General features: G+C 40.7%; 17 protein-coding genes. 9 read left to right on the top strand and 8 right to left on the bottom strand.

What is annotated here, in order from left to right:
• Positions 1-121 precede the first annotated feature (121 nt).
• A complete protein-coding gene (gene zapE, locus CWB78_RS16980) occupies positions 122-1,210 on the bottom strand; it encodes a cell division protein ZapE (protein WP_054202362.1) in 1,089 nt (362 codons plus the stop codon).
• Positions 1,211-1,331: 121 nt separating this feature from the next.
• Between zapE and CWB78_RS16975 the strand changes: the two genes are divergently transcribed.
• The 3 genes from CWB78_RS16975 (at position 1,332) to CWB78_RS16965 (ending at position 4,411) form a co-directional block, all read left to right on the top strand.
• Positions 1,332-1,766 carry a Z-ring associated ZapG family protein gene (locus tag CWB78_RS16975; RefSeq protein ID WP_054202363.1) on the top strand — a complete coding sequence of 145 codons (435 nt, stop codon included), beginning with the start codon at positions 1,332-1,334 and terminating at the stop codon, positions 1,764-1,766.
• A 122-nt stretch (positions 1,767-1,888) separates the two neighbouring features.
• Positions 1,889-3,241 (top strand): Do family serine endopeptidase, encoded by a 1,353-nt coding sequence (locus tag CWB78_RS16970; protein WP_138596639.1) that lies wholly within the window; start codon positions 1,889-1,891, stop codon positions 3,239-3,241.
• 87 nt (positions 3,242-3,328) lie between these two features.
• Positions 3,329-4,411, top strand: coding sequence for a trypsin-like peptidase domain-containing protein (locus CWB78_RS16965; protein WP_138596637.1), 1,083 nt, complete (start codon positions 3,329-3,331; stop codon positions 4,409-4,411).
• Positions 4,412-4,501: 90 nt separating this feature from the next.
• On the opposite strand, the gene murA is transcribed toward CWB78_RS16965, so the two are convergent.
• Genes murA through CWB78_RS16930 form a run of 7 tightly spaced genes read right to left on the bottom strand, consistent with a single transcriptional unit; the run spans position 4,502 to position 9,168 of the window.
• On the bottom strand, positions 4,502-5,761 hold the full coding sequence (gene murA / locus CWB78_RS16960) for a UDP-N-acetylglucosamine 1-carboxyvinyltransferase (protein WP_010390577.1): 1,260 nt from the start codon (positions 5,759-5,761) through the stop codon (positions 4,502-4,504).
• Positions 5,762-5,775: 14 nt separating this feature from the next.
• Positions 5,776-6,033: a BolA family protein gene (locus CWB78_RS16955; protein WP_007378312.1), complete on the bottom strand. Its 258-nt coding sequence runs from the start codon at positions 6,031-6,033 to the stop codon at positions 5,776-5,778.
• A gap of 5 nt (positions 6,034-6,038) precedes the next feature.
• Complete coding sequence (locus tag CWB78_RS16950; RefSeq protein WP_138570633.1) at positions 6,039-6,332, bottom strand: STAS domain-containing protein; 294 nt, start codon at positions 6,330-6,332, stop codon at positions 6,039-6,041.
• A complete protein-coding gene (locus CWB78_RS16945) occupies positions 6,325-7,005 on the bottom strand; it encodes an MlaC/ttg2D family ABC transporter substrate-binding protein (RefSeq protein ID WP_010390574.1) in 681 nt (226 codons plus the stop codon). Before CWB78_RS16945 ends, CWB78_RS16950 begins: the two co-directional genes overlap by 8 nt.
• Positions 7,006-7,010: 5 nt before the next feature.
• Positions 7,011-7,559, bottom strand: coding sequence for an outer membrane lipid asymmetry maintenance protein MlaD (gene mlaD, locus CWB78_RS16940; protein WP_008115537.1), 549 nt, complete (start codon positions 7,557-7,559; stop codon positions 7,011-7,013).
• A 14-nt stretch (positions 7,560-7,573) separates the two neighbouring features.
• The gene (gene mlaE, locus CWB78_RS16935) at positions 7,574-8,353 is read right to left on the bottom strand and encodes a lipid asymmetry maintenance ABC transporter permease subunit MlaE (protein WP_075170492.1); all 780 of its coding nucleotides are present in this window, start codon (positions 8,351-8,353) and stop codon (positions 7,574-7,576) included.
• A complete protein-coding gene (locus CWB78_RS16930; RefSeq protein WP_138596635.1) occupies positions 8,353-9,168 on the bottom strand; it encodes an ATP-binding cassette domain-containing protein in 816 nt (271 codons plus the stop codon). Before CWB78_RS16930 ends, mlaE begins: the two co-directional genes overlap by 1 nt.
• Positions 9,169-9,433: 265 nt before the next feature.
• Here CWB78_RS16930 and CWB78_RS16925 point away from each other — a divergent pair, with 265 nt between their 5' ends.
• The 6 genes from CWB78_RS16925 to lptB are packed head-to-tail and all read left to right on the top strand — an operon-like array spanning position 9,434 to position 13,731.
• Positions 9,434-10,402, top strand: a complete 969-nt coding sequence (locus CWB78_RS16925; protein WP_138596633.1) for a calcium/sodium antiporter — start codon at positions 9,434-9,436, stop codon at positions 10,400-10,402.
• A gap of 3 nt (positions 10,403-10,405) precedes the next feature.
• Complete coding sequence (locus CWB78_RS16920; RefSeq protein ID WP_138596631.1) at positions 10,406-11,377, top strand: KpsF/GutQ family sugar-phosphate isomerase; 972 nt, start codon at positions 10,406-10,408, stop codon at positions 11,375-11,377.
• Positions 11,378-11,929 (top strand): 3-deoxy-manno-octulosonate-8-phosphatase KdsC, encoded by a 552-nt coding sequence (kdsC, locus tag CWB78_RS16915; RefSeq protein WP_138596629.1) that lies wholly within the window; start codon positions 11,378-11,380, stop codon positions 11,927-11,929.
• Positions 11,926-12,480 (top strand): LPS export ABC transporter periplasmic protein LptC, encoded by a 555-nt coding sequence (gene lptC, locus CWB78_RS16910; RefSeq protein ID WP_138596627.1) that lies wholly within the window; start codon positions 11,926-11,928, stop codon positions 12,478-12,480. The genes kdsC and lptC overlap by 4 nt, the downstream gene beginning before the upstream one ends.
• A complete protein-coding gene (lptA, locus tag CWB78_RS16905) occupies positions 12,470-13,009 on the top strand; it encodes a lipopolysaccharide transport periplasmic protein LptA (protein WP_010390566.1) in 540 nt (179 codons plus the stop codon). Before lptC ends, lptA begins: the two co-directional genes overlap by 11 nt.
• A complete protein-coding gene (lptB, locus tag CWB78_RS16900) occupies positions 13,006-13,731 on the top strand; it encodes an LPS export ABC transporter ATP-binding protein (protein WP_010390565.1) in 726 nt (241 codons plus the stop codon). The genes lptA and lptB overlap by 4 nt, the downstream gene beginning before the upstream one ends.
• Positions 13,732-13,790 lie beyond the last annotated feature (59 nt).

Here is a 13,790-nt window from a genome sequence, read left to right as displayed (position 1 = left end):
GTTCGAGGTTCGAGGTTCGAGAAATAAAAAAACCTTGCGGTTAACATCGCAAGGTTTTTTTATTTAGAAGTTAGATGTTTTGCTCGAGACCCGCAGCCCGTCGCCCGCTAACCTTCGTATTTTAAGCTAAATGCTCTCGGGCTAAATACTCTAACGACTGCATTTCTTGTAAGCGACTAATACAGCGTTTAAATTCAAAGTTTAAATTGCCTTGTGTATAGAGCTCGGTAATCGGTTTTTCTGCAGAGATAATTAACGTTACATTACGCTCATAAAATTCATCTACCAACGCAATAAAGCGCCTTGCTGCGTCATCATTATTTTGCCCTAGCTGTTTTACATTAGATAAAATCACCGTGTTATATAATCGGCTTATTTCCATGTAATCAACTTGGCTACGGGCAGTTTCACACAGTTCGCTAAATTCAAACATAACGATGCAGTCAGATACTTTGCGAGTGTTGATCATCCGCCCTTCTATTTCTATTGGGGTATCTAGTTTACCGACTTCTGGCGAGAGCTTGTCAAAATATTCGAATAGGTTTTTATCGGCTTGTTCATCAAGCGGGCTATGAAAAATTTCTGCTTGCTCAAGAGTACGTAATCGGTAATCAACGCCTGAATCTACATTAACTATTTCAGTATGCTTATTCACTAAGGCAATAGCCGGTAAAAAACGGGCACGCTGTAAACCATTGCGGTATAAGTCGTCAGGTATAATATTTGACGTGGCAACCAGTACAATACCGCGAGCGAATAATGCTTCCATTAAACCACCGAGCAACATAGCGTCGGTAATGTCTTGAACAAAAAATTCATCAAAACAAATTATGTCAGTCTCTGCTTTGAAAATATCTGCTACTGTTTCTAAAGGATTGGCAGTGTTATTTAACTTTTTAAGTTCATCGTGTACTCGGTGCATAAAGCGGTGAAAATGCACTCGCATTTTTCTATCACCCGGTAAAGCTTCGTAAAAAGTATCAACAAGGTAAGTTTTACCACGGCCTACGCCACCCCAAAAGTATAAACCTTTAATAGGGGCTGGCTCTGCTTTATTAAAAAGCTTTGCAAAAAAACCTTTAGATTGTGGCTTTGCTTGTGTTAAATCGTCGTATAAACGCTGTAAATGACGAACTGCATTTTCTTGTGCTGCGTCATGTACAAAGTCATCGCGTTGAAGGTCTTGCTGGTATGTTTGCCAAGGAGTCATATCTATTTACAGTTAAAACACAGTTTAATTTGTAAAGCATATTAACACGCATCAATACTCAGGGTATATTAGACTTAGTAGCATTTTAATTTTTTAGTTATTTTCGCATAGAGGTGAATTTATGGGTACATTTACATGGGTAGGATTAGTGGTAGTAGTTGCTATTGCTGCATTTTTCGTTGGTGCCTTTGTCACTAAAAAACAGTTTAAACAAGATGAATTAGAGCAACAAGCAGAGCAAGCTAAGCATTCGCTTGAGCAGTATCGCCAAGATGTTGCCGACCATTTAGCGAATACTGGTAAGTTAGTAAACAAAATGAAAGAAAACTACGATCAGTTATTAAGTCATGTTGAAGAAACTAATCAACTGTTACTTGAAGACAGAAATAAAGCTCCTGCTGAACCGTTTTTCTCAAAAGAAACCACAGAGCAATTACAAGCGTCATTAAAAGAACGTAGTTCAGATCGCTCAAACGCCGATGCCCAACCAGCGGATTATGTGTCGGGTAAGTCAGGATTATTTGCTGGTGATGTGAATACTTCTAAAGCATCTTGATGAACTTTTTTTTGACCCCATAGTCTTTAGATATAACAGCTTTGTTGTTTTATCTTACTGATATACTTTTTTGAGGCTGCTTATTGCAGCCTTTTGCTTTTTAAGTGGAGTAAACCCTGACTATGAAAATGAAATTATCACTTATCAGTGCTGCTATTTTATCTACTAGCTTATTATTAAGTCCAACCGCCTCGTTTGCTAAGTTGCCGGTTGCCGTTAATGGTCAACAATTACCAACACTTGCCCCTATGCTTGAGCAAATCACGCCAGGTGTAGTGAGTATTCAGGTTTCAGGCTCTAAAGAAGTGCGTCGACGTGGTGACCCACTAGATTTCTTTTTTGGCAACCCGCAGCCACGTAGCCAAAAGCGACAGTTTAGTGGTTTAGGCTCTGGAGTTATTATTGATGCCGACAAAGGCTATGTGGTTACCAACAACCATGTAGTACAAGACGCCGAAAAAATGGTAGTTACCCTCGAAGATGGTCGCGAATATGATGCAACAAAAATTGGCAGCGATAAAGAGTCTGATATTGCGCTACTACAAATAGACGCAGATGAATTAACCGCGGTAAAACTTGCTAACTCAGATGACTTACGTGTCGGTGATTTTGCTGTAGCTATTGGTAACCCTTTTGGTTTAAGCCACACAGTTACCTCAGGTATTGTTAGCGCACTAGGCCGTAGTGGTTTAAATATTGAAGGTTACGAAGATTTCATTCAAACCGATGCCGCGATTAACCAAGGCAACTCAGGTGGCGCTTTAGTTAATTTAAACGGTGAGTTGATTGGTATTAATACCGCTATTTTAGGTGCATCGGGTGGTAATGTGGGGATTGGTTTTGCTATTCCATCAAACATGATGAAAAACCTTGTTGATCAAATTGTAGAGCATGGTGAAGTACGCCGTGGCTCGCTAGGTATTTCAGGCCGCCCTCTTGATGCAGGCCTTGCCAAAGCACAGCAGCTTGATGTTAAACAAGGTGCTTACGTTATGCAGGTACTCGATGACACAGCTGCCAGCAAAGCCGGTATTAAAGCAGGCGATGTGATTATTAGCATTAATGGCAGTGAAATTAGTGGCTTCCATGAACTACGAAGCAAAATTGCCACCTTAGGTGAAGGCCGTGAAGTACAGCTAGGAATTTACCGTGACGGTAAAGTTAAAAACGTTGAAGTTACCCTGGATGGCGCATCAGGGATTACTGCTGCAGGTGAAGAGTTACACCCAGCATTCCAAGGTGCAACACTTGAAAACGTGAAGAAAAACAAAATGAAAGGTATTGAAGTAACCTCTGTCGATCCTCGTTCACCATCAGCACGGGTTGGCCTCGAAGAAGGCGATGTTATTGTGCAAGTAAACCGTCAACGGGTAGAAAGCATTCGCGACATGAACCAAATTATCGACGATATTCAAGGTAATATTGTGTTAGGTGTTAAACGCGGACGCGAGTCTATCCTTGTATTAATTCAGTAATAATACAATAAAAGTAACAGCGGCACTTGCCGCTGTTATTTTTTTTGTGCCATCATAAAGGGATTGCTCACTCACAATAAGAATACCGTGCTAAAACTTCTAAAATTTGTACTTCCTCCTTTGTTTGCCGGTTTAGGCATTGCTTTTTTAGTGGTTTTTTTCAGCCCTAACATGCGCACTGCATTACTACCTAATGTTCCCCTGCCAAGCGCAATGACCACAAGCCATTTAAGCTTTTCGGATGCGGTTAAACGCGCGGCACCATCGGTTGTCACTATTTTTTCAGAGAGTATTTCTAAAGAGCCACGCTACAAGCGCCAAAATACCGTGCAAGAGTTAGGATCTGGGGTGATCATGTCACCCGATGGCTATATATTGACAAACTACCATGTGATCAATAATGCAGATCAAATACTGGTAATTCTTACCGATGGCAGACGTTTTTTTGATGTACAACTTATTGGCTTTGATACCATTACCGATTTAGCATTATTAAAAATAAATGCCAACCACCTCCCTGTTATTCCTGTTAATGACAACTACACCTCGAATGTAGGCGATTTGGTGTTAGCAATCGGGAATCCATTAAATTTAGGGCAAACAATTACTCAGGGGATCATTAGCGCCACTGGTAAGCAAAAAATTACCGACAGTCCTTACAATAATTTATTGCAGATGGATGCCGCTATTAACGTGGGTAATTCGGGAGGAGCGCTGGTAAATTCTAATGGCGATTTAGTAGGGATCACCTCAGCCCAATTTAAAACCCGTGAGAACTTAAACATTCAGGGAATATTTTTTGCCGTACCTTACACTCTTGCTAAAGAAGTAATGGGGAAACTTATTCGTCATGGACGAGTTGTACGAGGTTATTTGGGCTTTGAAGGCACTGCAGTAGATAGTACAGGCAAAGAGGTCAATGATAGCTTAACGCCTGTCGCAGGCATGCGTATTACCAATCTCGACCCTCTAGGTCCTGCATGGCAGGCGGGTATAGAAGAGCAAGACATTGTGATTAAAATTGCAGGGCTTTCAGTGGCTAATCCACAAAATGTATTAAAAAAGATAGGCAGTACCGAGCCAGGTAAAGAGATTGAGTTTGAGCTATACCGTAACGGTAAAATACAAAAAATAATGGTGACGGTTGCTGAACTTGAAACCAAGCTATAAAGCACTTATTTACACTTTGACATCAGACATAAAAAACGCGACATATCATCGCGTTTTTTATGCGTTAGAATAATAATTGTATTAATATAACTAATTGCTTTTGCGTTTGATGTTAGCACCTAACGCACTGAGTTTATCTTCAATACGCTGATAACCTCTATCTACATGATAAATACGATCAACAACCGTTTCACCTTGAGCCACAATTCCCGTTAAAATAAGGCTTGCTGATGCTCGTAAATCGGTTGCCATAACCTGCGCACCCGATAAGCTTTGTGTTTCACCACAAAAAGCCGTATTGCCTTCAAGACGAATATTAGCGCCCATACGTTGTAGCTCAGGTACATGCATAAAACGGTTTTCAAAAATAGTTTCGGTAATGGTCGCACTGCCATTAGCTACTACATTTAAAGCGGTAAATTGAGCTTGCATGTCGGTTGGAAAACCTGGATGCGGCATAGTTTTAATATTAACCGCTTTAAGCTCTCGGCCTCGCATGTCTAGGTAAATACTGTCATCATGTACTTCTAGTAACGCATTGGTTGCACGTAGTTTTTCTATTACTGGCTCTAACGAATGGAAGTCGGTCATTTTACACAGAACTTCGCCGCCAGCCATCGCTGCAGCCACTAAAAAGGTACCCGTTTCAATGCGATCCGGTAATATGCGGTGTTCACAACCCGATAAACGTTCAACCCCTTCAATCTCAATACGGCTAGAGCCTGCACCGGTGATTTTAGCGCCCATTGCAATTAAGCAATTAGCTAAATCGATAATTTCGGGCTCGCGCGCTGCATTTTCTAAAACAGTTTTGCCATCTGCAAGCGTTGCCGCCATGAGTAAGTTTTCGGTAGCACCGACACTGATCATTTCCATGAAAATTTCAGCGCCTTTTAAGCGTCCATCTACTTTGGCATTAATATAACCATTTTCCACAGTTATTTGCGCGCCCATGCGCTCTAAACCTTGAATATGAATATCAACTGGGCGTGCACCAATAGCACAGCCACCTGGTAAGGATACTTGAGCCTCACCAAAACGAGCCACTAAAGGCCCAAGTGCGAGCACAGATGCGCGCATTTGCTTTACTAATTCATAAGGCGCTAGTGTACTATTTACCGTGGCACCATCAATAATCAGTGAGTCACCTTGCCACTGAACATCAGCGCCTAAGGTTTTTAATAAGGCTTCAGTAGTTATAATATCGCGAAGGCGCGGTACATTAGTAAAGGTACTTTTGCCCTCAGGTAATAAGGCTGCAAATAAAATAGGCAGTGCCGCATTTTTAGCGCCAGAAATAGTTACTTCACCAGCCAGCGAAGTGCCACCTTGAATTACAAATTGATCCATCTAAGGGGCCTTATTTATTGCGGTAAAATGAATTTTTGCTCACGTTTCCACTCAGTCGGAGTAAAAGCGCGGATAGAAACAGCATGAATGGTGCCATCTGAAATAGTATTCATTAATGGGCCATACACTAATTGTTGCTTTTTAACACGACTTAATCCGTCAAAGCATTCACCAACTGCAATTACTTCATAATGACTGCCATTGGCTTTTACATGTACTTCAGCTAACTGAAGCTCGTCGCGTAATAATGTTTCGACTTGACTCGTTTCCATAACTCTCACTCAAATAGGGTTGTAACCTGACCCAACTGCATAAGATTTTGCAGCTGTTCAGGTGGGTTTTGCAATTCAAGGCGAATACCTTGCTGCTTAAATTCTGTAAAAGAGTGAATTAACCAAGCTAAGCCGGCTGTGTCAACCCTTGTGACCTCACTTAGGTCAAAATAAAGGGTTTTATGCTTAGTTTGTCGCTTAGTGTTCAGAAGCCGTTCATTGCCAATTGAGTTATGAGTCAATTCACCAGTAACTCGTAAATGCTGCTCATCAACTTGGCTGATTGCCAATTTACTCATTTGTATCGCTGCCTCTAAACTGAACCGGTAGCTTACTTTTTTGCTCTAATAGGCCGCTAACATGGTCAATACCTTGTTGACGTAAAATACCCTGAAGTTCACTTTGTTTTGCATCAAGTAAACTAATACCTTCGGCAATCATGTCATAAGCGCGCCATTCACCGCTTCGGTCTTCACGTACTTTAAAATCAATTTTTATATCAGGTTTACCCGCTTCAACAATTTTGGTTTTTACCACCACCACGTCTTTACCTTTAAAAGGTTGCTCGGCAGCAAATTCAACTTGTTGGTTAGTGTATTGGGTAAATACACCGGCATAGGTGGCAACTAAGTACTCTCTAAATGCACCAATAAAACGCTGAATATCTTCAATTGCTTTTGCTTTTTCTGCCTTGTCGGTAATTGCGCGTACCTTAGACACTTCGCTACCTAACACTCTTAGTGCCGCATATTTGTAGTCGATGTACGGCATTAACTCTTCTTCAACAATAACACGTAAATGTTCTTTATCTTTTACTATTAATGGTTGATCTTGGGTAATTCGTGCAAAGGTATTGTCAGCAACTTGGCGTACCATTTTATTAGGATCAGTTAATTTTACTTCTGCTGCTTGCACGCTTTGTAATAGCATTAAACTTACTAGCGCAATACTTACTAAAAATGTTTTCAACATAATAATTACTCACTACCTTGGTTGAATAAGAACTGGCCAATTAATTCTTCAAGTACCAATGCCGATTTGGTATCAGTAATTGAATCGCCACTTGCTAATGCTTTGCTTTGCACCCCAAATAAATCGTCAATAGCTTGGTCTTGTGCACTGTTTGCAACATCTTCGCCTAAACAACGTTGCTTAGCTGAATCAGAGGCGATCACAGGGTTAATACCTAAATATTGCTCACCTAAAATACCCGAGGTTAAAATTGAGATAGAGCTGGTATCTGAAAAACGACATAAATACTGCGCATCAATACTCATGTTCACCACAGGTAAAAACTCTTGCGGGTGTACATAAATTGACTCGACACGACCAATAACAACTCCCCCTACTTTAATAGGCGCGCGAGTTTTTAATGAGCCTATATTTTCAAACTTGGCGTTTAATGTGTAGGTTTCACCTGAGCCGCTAATACCTGAATTGGCCACTTTAAGCGCTAGCATTGAAAATGCCAAGATACCCAGCGCGACAAAAAAACCAACTAAAATTTCTAATTTCCGTGAATTCATTATTTAATACCCTATTAGCTAGTAAACATTACCGCTGTCAAAATAAAGTCAAAACCTAATACCGCCAGTGATGAGTGCACCACTGTTTCTGTTGTTGCCTTGCTGATCCCTTCTGATGTAGGAACACAGTCATACCCTTTATAAAGCGCAATCCAAGTCACAACAATCGCAAATACGATACTTTTAATTAAACCGTTTAGTATATCTTTTTCAAACGACACCTGAGCTTGCATTATTGACCAAAAGCTTCCGGTATCAACACCTAGCCAATCAACACCCACTAAGTGAGCACCAATAATAGCGACCGCTGAAAAAATTAATGCCAGTAACGGCATACTAATTAAGCCAGCCCAAAATCGCGGCGCAATAATACGCCTAAGCGGGTCAATAGCCATCATCTCTAGCGACGATAACTGCTCGGTGGCTTTCATTAAGCCGATTTCAGCGGTTAACGCACTGCCTGCTCTGCCTGCAAATAATAATGCAGTAACCACAGGCCCCAGCTCACGTAACAAGCTAAGCGCCACTAGAGGTCCAAGGCTATCTTCTGCACCATAATCAACTAGAACGGTATAACCTTGCAGCGCTAAAACCATGCCGATAAATAAGCCCGACACCACAATAATCAACAACGATTGTGAACCAACCATATAGAGTTGGCGCACCAGTAGAGGCGTACCTTTTTTTAAATTGGGTAAATGCCATAATGCACTTGCTAGCATGTGAGTTGAACGCCCAAGCGCAGCAAAACGACCCAGTGTTTTATGGCCTATTTTTTGTAGTAAATCCAACATTACTGCGGCTCTCCTAACAGTTCATCTGCATAGGTTTGTGCTGGATAATGAAATGGTACAGGCCCATCCGATAACCCTTTCAAAAATTGTTGCACAAGTGGTGATTCGTGCTTACGCATTTCATCTGGCGTGCCGCTTCCAATCACACCTTGCTCGGCAATAATAATAACGTGGTCGGCAATGCTCATTACTTCAGTCACATCGTGTGTAACAATTAAAGAAGATAAACCAAGTACTTCATTTAAAGATTTAATAAGCTTAACCAACACTCCCATTGAGATAGGATCTTGTCCTGCAAAAGGCTCATCATACATAATCAGTTCAGGATCAAGCGCTATAGAGCGAGCCAAGGCTGCACGACGCGCCATACCACCAGATAACTCTGAAGGCATTAAATCTTTAGCACCACGTAAGCCAACTGCTTGTAGTTTCATTAAAACCACTAAACGAATTAAATCTTCACTGAGCTGTGTGTGCTCGCGGATAGGAAATGCGATATTATCGAACACCGACATATCGGTAAATAATGCACCGCTTTGAAATAACATGCTCATGCGTTTACGTGCCGCGTAGAGCTCTTTACGGGACATGGCGACTATGCTGTCGTTTTTAAATAAAATATCACCGGAGTCGGGTTTGAGCTGGCCACCAATTAAGCGCAGCATCGTGGTTTTGCCAATTCCGCTTGGCCCCATAATGGCAGTAATTTTACCTTCTGGGACATCAAAGCTCATATTTTTGTATATGACCCTATCGCCTCTAGAAAAGGTAACATCCTTGACTTCTACTATTGATTGCGACAAGTCGCTCTCCATAACAATATTCTCTCATATTTCTATTTTAAGGGTTTTTTGGTCAAGATGGAAAAAACAATTCGTAAGATTTTGTAATAGCCACGCAAAAACAGCTATAAGACTGCGACAAATTGACTTAACCGATGCTTAAACAAGCAAGTTAACCCATTAAATAATTATTTTAATAACCGCCTAATGTATTACAGCTTACTCTTTTACTTATACTTTTATGGTGGCTTTTGTTACTATTCGCGCTATCTGAATTTACACTAACTGGCTTATCACAATGGTTACCTCGTTTGTCATTTTAATTCTCGGTTTTGCGGCTCTCGTATGGAGTGCGGACAGGTTTGTTTATGGTGCGGCGGCACTGGCTAAAAACTTTGGCGTACCAACATTAATTGTAGGTTTAACCGTGGTAGCTATGGGCTCATCGGCCCCTGAAATGATGGTATCCGCTTCAGCTGCTTTGGCAAATAAAACCGATACAGCCGTAGGTAATGCAGTTGGTTCAAACATCACTAACATACTATTAGTATTAGGTATTACAGCGCTTTTAAGACCGCTTTCAGTCTCTTCAAGTACATTAAAACGAGAAATTCCATTGGTATTATTGGTGTCTATCGCTACTTGGTATATTTTTTCAGATAACTACTTTTCGTTTTTTGAAGGCGCAGCCTTACTCTTTGGTTTTGTTATTTTTATTGGTGGACTTATTTTTGTATCACTGCGAGCAAAAAACCAAGACGACCCCTTTGTTAGCGAAGCCTGTGATGAAGTACCTGATAATGTCCCAACCAAAAAAGCCGTTTTTTGGTTGGTCGTCGGAATGATTTTACTTCCTGTTAGCTCACACTTTTTAGTTGGCTCAGCCGTTGATATTGCAAAATATTTTGGCTTAAGTGACTTAGTAATTGGTTTAACCATAATAGCCATAGGCACCAGCTTACCTGAACTTGCTGCTTCCATTGCGGGTGTTCTTAAAAATGAAGATGATCTAGCACTGGGTAACATTGTTGGCTCAAATATTTTTAATATTCTCGCGGTGTTACCGCTGGCAGGATTAATTAACCCATCAGTTATTGACGCATCAGTAGCTAACCGTGATGTTTTAATTATGATCGGTGCAACCTTGGCACTTATTGCTATGTCATTGAACTTTAGAGGTCAAAGACGTATCAATAGAGTAGAAGGTGGCTTACTCATCGTCGCATTTATGATTTACCAAGGTTATATTTTTAGTCAAGTAGGGTGATCCATGGCAACGCTAAATTTTATTCAACAAGGCTTGCGCGTCCTTGATATAGAACGTCAAGCACTCAGCGATATCGCACAATACGTTAATGAAAGCTTTGATCAAGCGTGCCAATTAATGTACGACTGCTCAGGCCGTATTATTGTTATTGGCATGGGTAAGTCGGGCCATATCGGTAATAAAATAGCAGCCACTTTAGCGAGTACTGGTAGCCCCGCATTTTTTGTACATCCTGGTGAAGCGAGTCATGGCGATTTAGGTATGATTACATCAAATGATGTGGTTATGCTTATATCTAACTCTGGCGAAACCAGTGAAGTGCTTAATATTATTCCGGTATTAAAACGCATTGGCGCAAAAATGATTGCTATGACAGGCAACGAAACGTCAACCATGGCAACATTGGCAAATGTGCATGTGTGTATTAAAGTTGAACAAGAAGCCTGCTCATTAGGCTTAGCGCCAACAGCAAGTACCACAGCAACACTCGCTATGGGCGATGCTATGGCGGTAGCATTATTAGAAGCCCGTGGTTTTACCGCTGATGATTTTGCACTGTCGCATCCAGGTGGTAGTTTAGGCAAACGCTTACTCTTAACCTTAAAAGATGTAATGCACAGCGGTATTCACACGCCTATTATTAATGAAACGCAAACCATTAAAGACGCCTTAATTGAAATGTCAGCCAAAGGGCTTGGCATGACCGCTATTATAAATAGTAATCAGCAATTATCGGGGTTGTTTACCGATGGTGATTTACGCCGTATTTTAGAGCAACGTATTGATATACACAGCACAGAAATTAATGTTGTGATGACAAAGTCATGTACAACAGCCACACAAGACATGCTCGCGGCTGAAGCACTGAACATTATGGAACAAAAACGTATTAATGGTTTAATTGTGATTAATGAGCACAATCACCCCATTGGCGCACTAAATATGCAAGACTTACTAAAAGCGGGAGTGCTATAAATGCAGTTTGAAGATCTTTATCAGCCGTTAAGTGATGATGCAAAAGTGCGCGCAAAAAAAATAAAATTATTAATTTGCGATATTGATGGTGTTTTTTCTGATGGGCGCATTTATCTTGGCAACCAAGGTGAAGAGCTCAAAGCCTTTAATACCAAAGACGGATTTGGCATTAAAGCCCTTATTAATAGTGGTTTTGAAGTTGCCGTGATCACAGGTCGTCACTCAAAAATAGTTCAACAACGTATGAGTAATTTAACCGTACAGCATATATACCAAGGCCAAGAAGACAAACTCATTGCCTATCAAGAATTAAAACAAAAATTAGCGCTCAGCGATGAGCAAATAGCTTACATAGGTGACGATGGCCCTGATATGCCAGTGATGGAAAAAGTCGGGTTTGCAGTAGCCGTAAACGACGCCCACCCACTGATAAAACGTTTATCGCATTATGTCACTCAGCTGCCAGGCGGCTTTGGTGCAGTAAGAGAGTTAACCGATTTATTGATGCTTGAAAACAATAAGCCACTTACTAGCCAAGGAACCAGTTCATGAATGTAGCGCGCATTATACTGAGCGTTTTATTCATAAGCTGTATGGTTTGGCTTTGGTATCCTTATTTTTCTCAGGTAGATATTATTGCGGATGAACAAACTCAAACTATTGCTAAGCCTGATTACACTGCGATTGAGCTAAAACAAACCGCTTATAATGAGCAAGGTAAAATAAGCCACAAAGTAACTGCGGTAAAAATGGAGTTATACCAACAACTTGGTTTTACCTTTTTTGAAAAACCTATATTTACGTTATACAACGAGCAGCAAACATGGCGTATTAACGCTGATGAGGCCACCCTCTACGACGATCGTCAACTCGTATTAGAGGGCAATGTAAAAGCGCTAAATTTAGCCGATAACGCCATGATCGATACGATCACAGCCGATAGCATCAATGTAGATATAAAACTACTCACTATGCAGTCAGAGCAGCCTGTCGTTATTACAGGACCTAATTTAAAAATCACAGGCAAAGGCCTTGAGGCCGATTTAAAAACCGAAGTGATTAAACTTATTAACCATACGCGAACCCTATATTATGACCAATAACCTATTTAAAATTCTAATTGTTCCTTCATTACTGATTGCATTTCATAGCCATGCAGAGGAAACCACTGAAGCTCCTGCGGCTAATCAAATCTCAATTAGTGCTGACAGGCAGGAAGGTCAATTAAAAGAAAACGTGGGCATTTTTGAGAAAAATGTTGAAATTATTCATGGTAATCGCCGTATCACAGCTGACCGTTTAGAAGTGCATAAACGCGATGACTTAGGCGATAACAAGCAATTATTAATTGCCACAGGCAGCCCTGCATATTTTGAAGAAACACAAGCAGATGGCACTATCATGAGTGCCAGTGCGAATGAAGTGCGTTACGATGTTTCGCAACGTTTTTTAACCTTAATCGGCGATGCCAGTATTGCTCAAGCAGGTCAAAAAATAACTGCTAAAAGTATCACCTACGATATAGAGCAGCAGTTAATTAGCGCAGAAAAAGACGAAAACTCAACAGACCGTGTACACACTATTTTAGTGCCTGTTGAAAACAAAAAAGAAGACGATAAAGGCCAACCATGAGCACATTAAAAGCAGAGCTATTAGCGAAAAGCTATAAAGGCCGTGAAGTGGTGAAAAACGTTGGCCTAGAAGTTGAAGCTGGCAGCATTGTCGGCTTACTTGGCCCCAATGGCGCAGGTAAAACTACGACCTTTTACATGATTGTAGGCCTTGTACCTAGCGATAAAGGTAAAATATCAATCGATGATCAAGATATCACTTTATTACCAATGCACAGTCGAGCTCGCCTAGGGATAGGATATTTACCACAAGAATCATCTATTTTTAGAAAGCTGACGGTTTATCAAAACTTAATGGCTATATTAGAAACACGTAAAGGGCTCAATAAGCAACAACGTGAAGATACCTTAAATAATTTACTTGATGAATTTAGTATTCAGCATATTCGTGACAGCCAAGGTATGGCTCTTTCAGGTGGGGAGCGCCGCCGTGTTGAAATTGCGCGAGCATTAGCAGCAAATCCTAAATTTATACTATTAGACGAACCCTTTGCAGGGGTTGATCCTATCTCTGTATTAGATATTAAAAAGATTATAGAGCACCTTAAAAACCGAGGAATTGGCGTATTGATTACAGATCACAACGTCCGCGAAACACTTGATGTTTGTGAAAAAGCCTACATAGTTTCTCATGGGGAGTTAATTGCATCAGGCACTCCAGAATATGTATTAAACGATAAAACAGTACGCGATGTTTATTTGGGCGAGCAGTTCAAGCTCTAATATGTGTGTTATTCCACTAAGCATCTGCTAAGATTAATCATACTAATTTAAAAGGATTG

It is taken from the genome of Pseudoalteromonas sp. S1612 (assembly GCF_005887175.1).
GTDB lineage: Bacteria > Pseudomonadota > Gammaproteobacteria > Enterobacterales > Alteromonadaceae > Pseudoalteromonas > Pseudoalteromonas undina.
Note: the sequence above shows the minus strand (reverse complement) of the source record. Positions and strands in the feature narration are given on the sequence as shown.

What these genes read in the sequence shown, in the direction of transcription:
- zapE (WP_054202362.1), bottom strand. Translation starts at nt 1,210, where the DNA reads ATGACTCCTTGGCAAACATACCAGCAAGACCTTCAACGCGATGACTTT.
- CWB78_RS16975 (WP_054202363.1), top strand. Translation starts at nt 1,332, where the DNA reads ATGGGTACATTTACATGGGTAGGATTAGTGGTAGTAGTTGCTATTGCT.
- CWB78_RS16970 (WP_138596639.1), top strand. Translation starts at nt 1,889, where the DNA reads ATGAAAATGAAATTATCACTTATCAGTGCTGCTATTTTATCTACTAGC.
- murA (WP_010390577.1), bottom strand. Translation starts at nt 5,761, where the DNA reads ATGGATCAATTTGTAATTCAAGGTGGCACTTCGCTGGCTGGTGAAGTA.
- CWB78_RS16955 (WP_007378312.1), bottom strand. Translation starts at nt 6,033, where the DNA reads ATGGAAACGAGTCAAGTCGAAACATTATTACGCGACGAGCTTCAGTTA.
- CWB78_RS16950 (WP_138570633.1), bottom strand. Translation starts at nt 6,332, where the DNA reads ATGAGTAAATTGGCAATCAGCCAAGTTGATGAGCAGCATTTACGAGTT.
- CWB78_RS16945 (WP_010390574.1), bottom strand. Translation starts at nt 7,005, where the DNA reads ATGTTGAAAACATTTTTAGTAAGTATTGCGCTAGTAAGTTTAATGCTA.
- mlaD (WP_008115537.1), bottom strand. Translation starts at nt 7,559, where the DNA reads ATGAATTCACGGAAATTAGAAATTTTAGTTGGTTTTTTTGTCGCGCTG.
- mlaE (WP_075170492.1), bottom strand. Translation starts at nt 8,353, where the DNA reads ATGTTGGATTTACTACAAAAAATAGGCCATAAAACACTGGGTCGTTTT.
- CWB78_RS16930 (WP_138596635.1), bottom strand. Translation starts at nt 9,168, where the DNA reads ATGGAGAGCGACTTGTCGCAATCAATAGTAGAAGTCAAGGATGTTACC.
- CWB78_RS16925 (WP_138596633.1), top strand. Translation starts at nt 9,434, where the DNA reads ATGGTTACCTCGTTTGTCATTTTAATTCTCGGTTTTGCGGCTCTCGTA.
- CWB78_RS16920 (WP_138596631.1), top strand. Translation starts at nt 10,406, where the DNA reads ATGGCAACGCTAAATTTTATTCAACAAGGCTTGCGCGTCCTTGATATA.
- kdsC (WP_138596629.1), top strand. Translation starts at nt 11,378, where the DNA reads ATGCAGTTTGAAGATCTTTATCAGCCGTTAAGTGATGATGCAAAAGTG.
- lptC (WP_138596627.1), top strand. Translation starts at nt 11,926, where the DNA reads ATGAATGTAGCGCGCATTATACTGAGCGTTTTATTCATAAGCTGTATG.
- lptA (WP_010390566.1), top strand. Translation starts at nt 12,470, where the DNA reads ATGACCAATAACCTATTTAAAATTCTAATTGTTCCTTCATTACTGATT.
- lptB (WP_010390565.1), top strand. Translation starts at nt 13,006, where the DNA reads ATGAGCACATTAAAAGCAGAGCTATTAGCGAAAAGCTATAAAGGCCGT.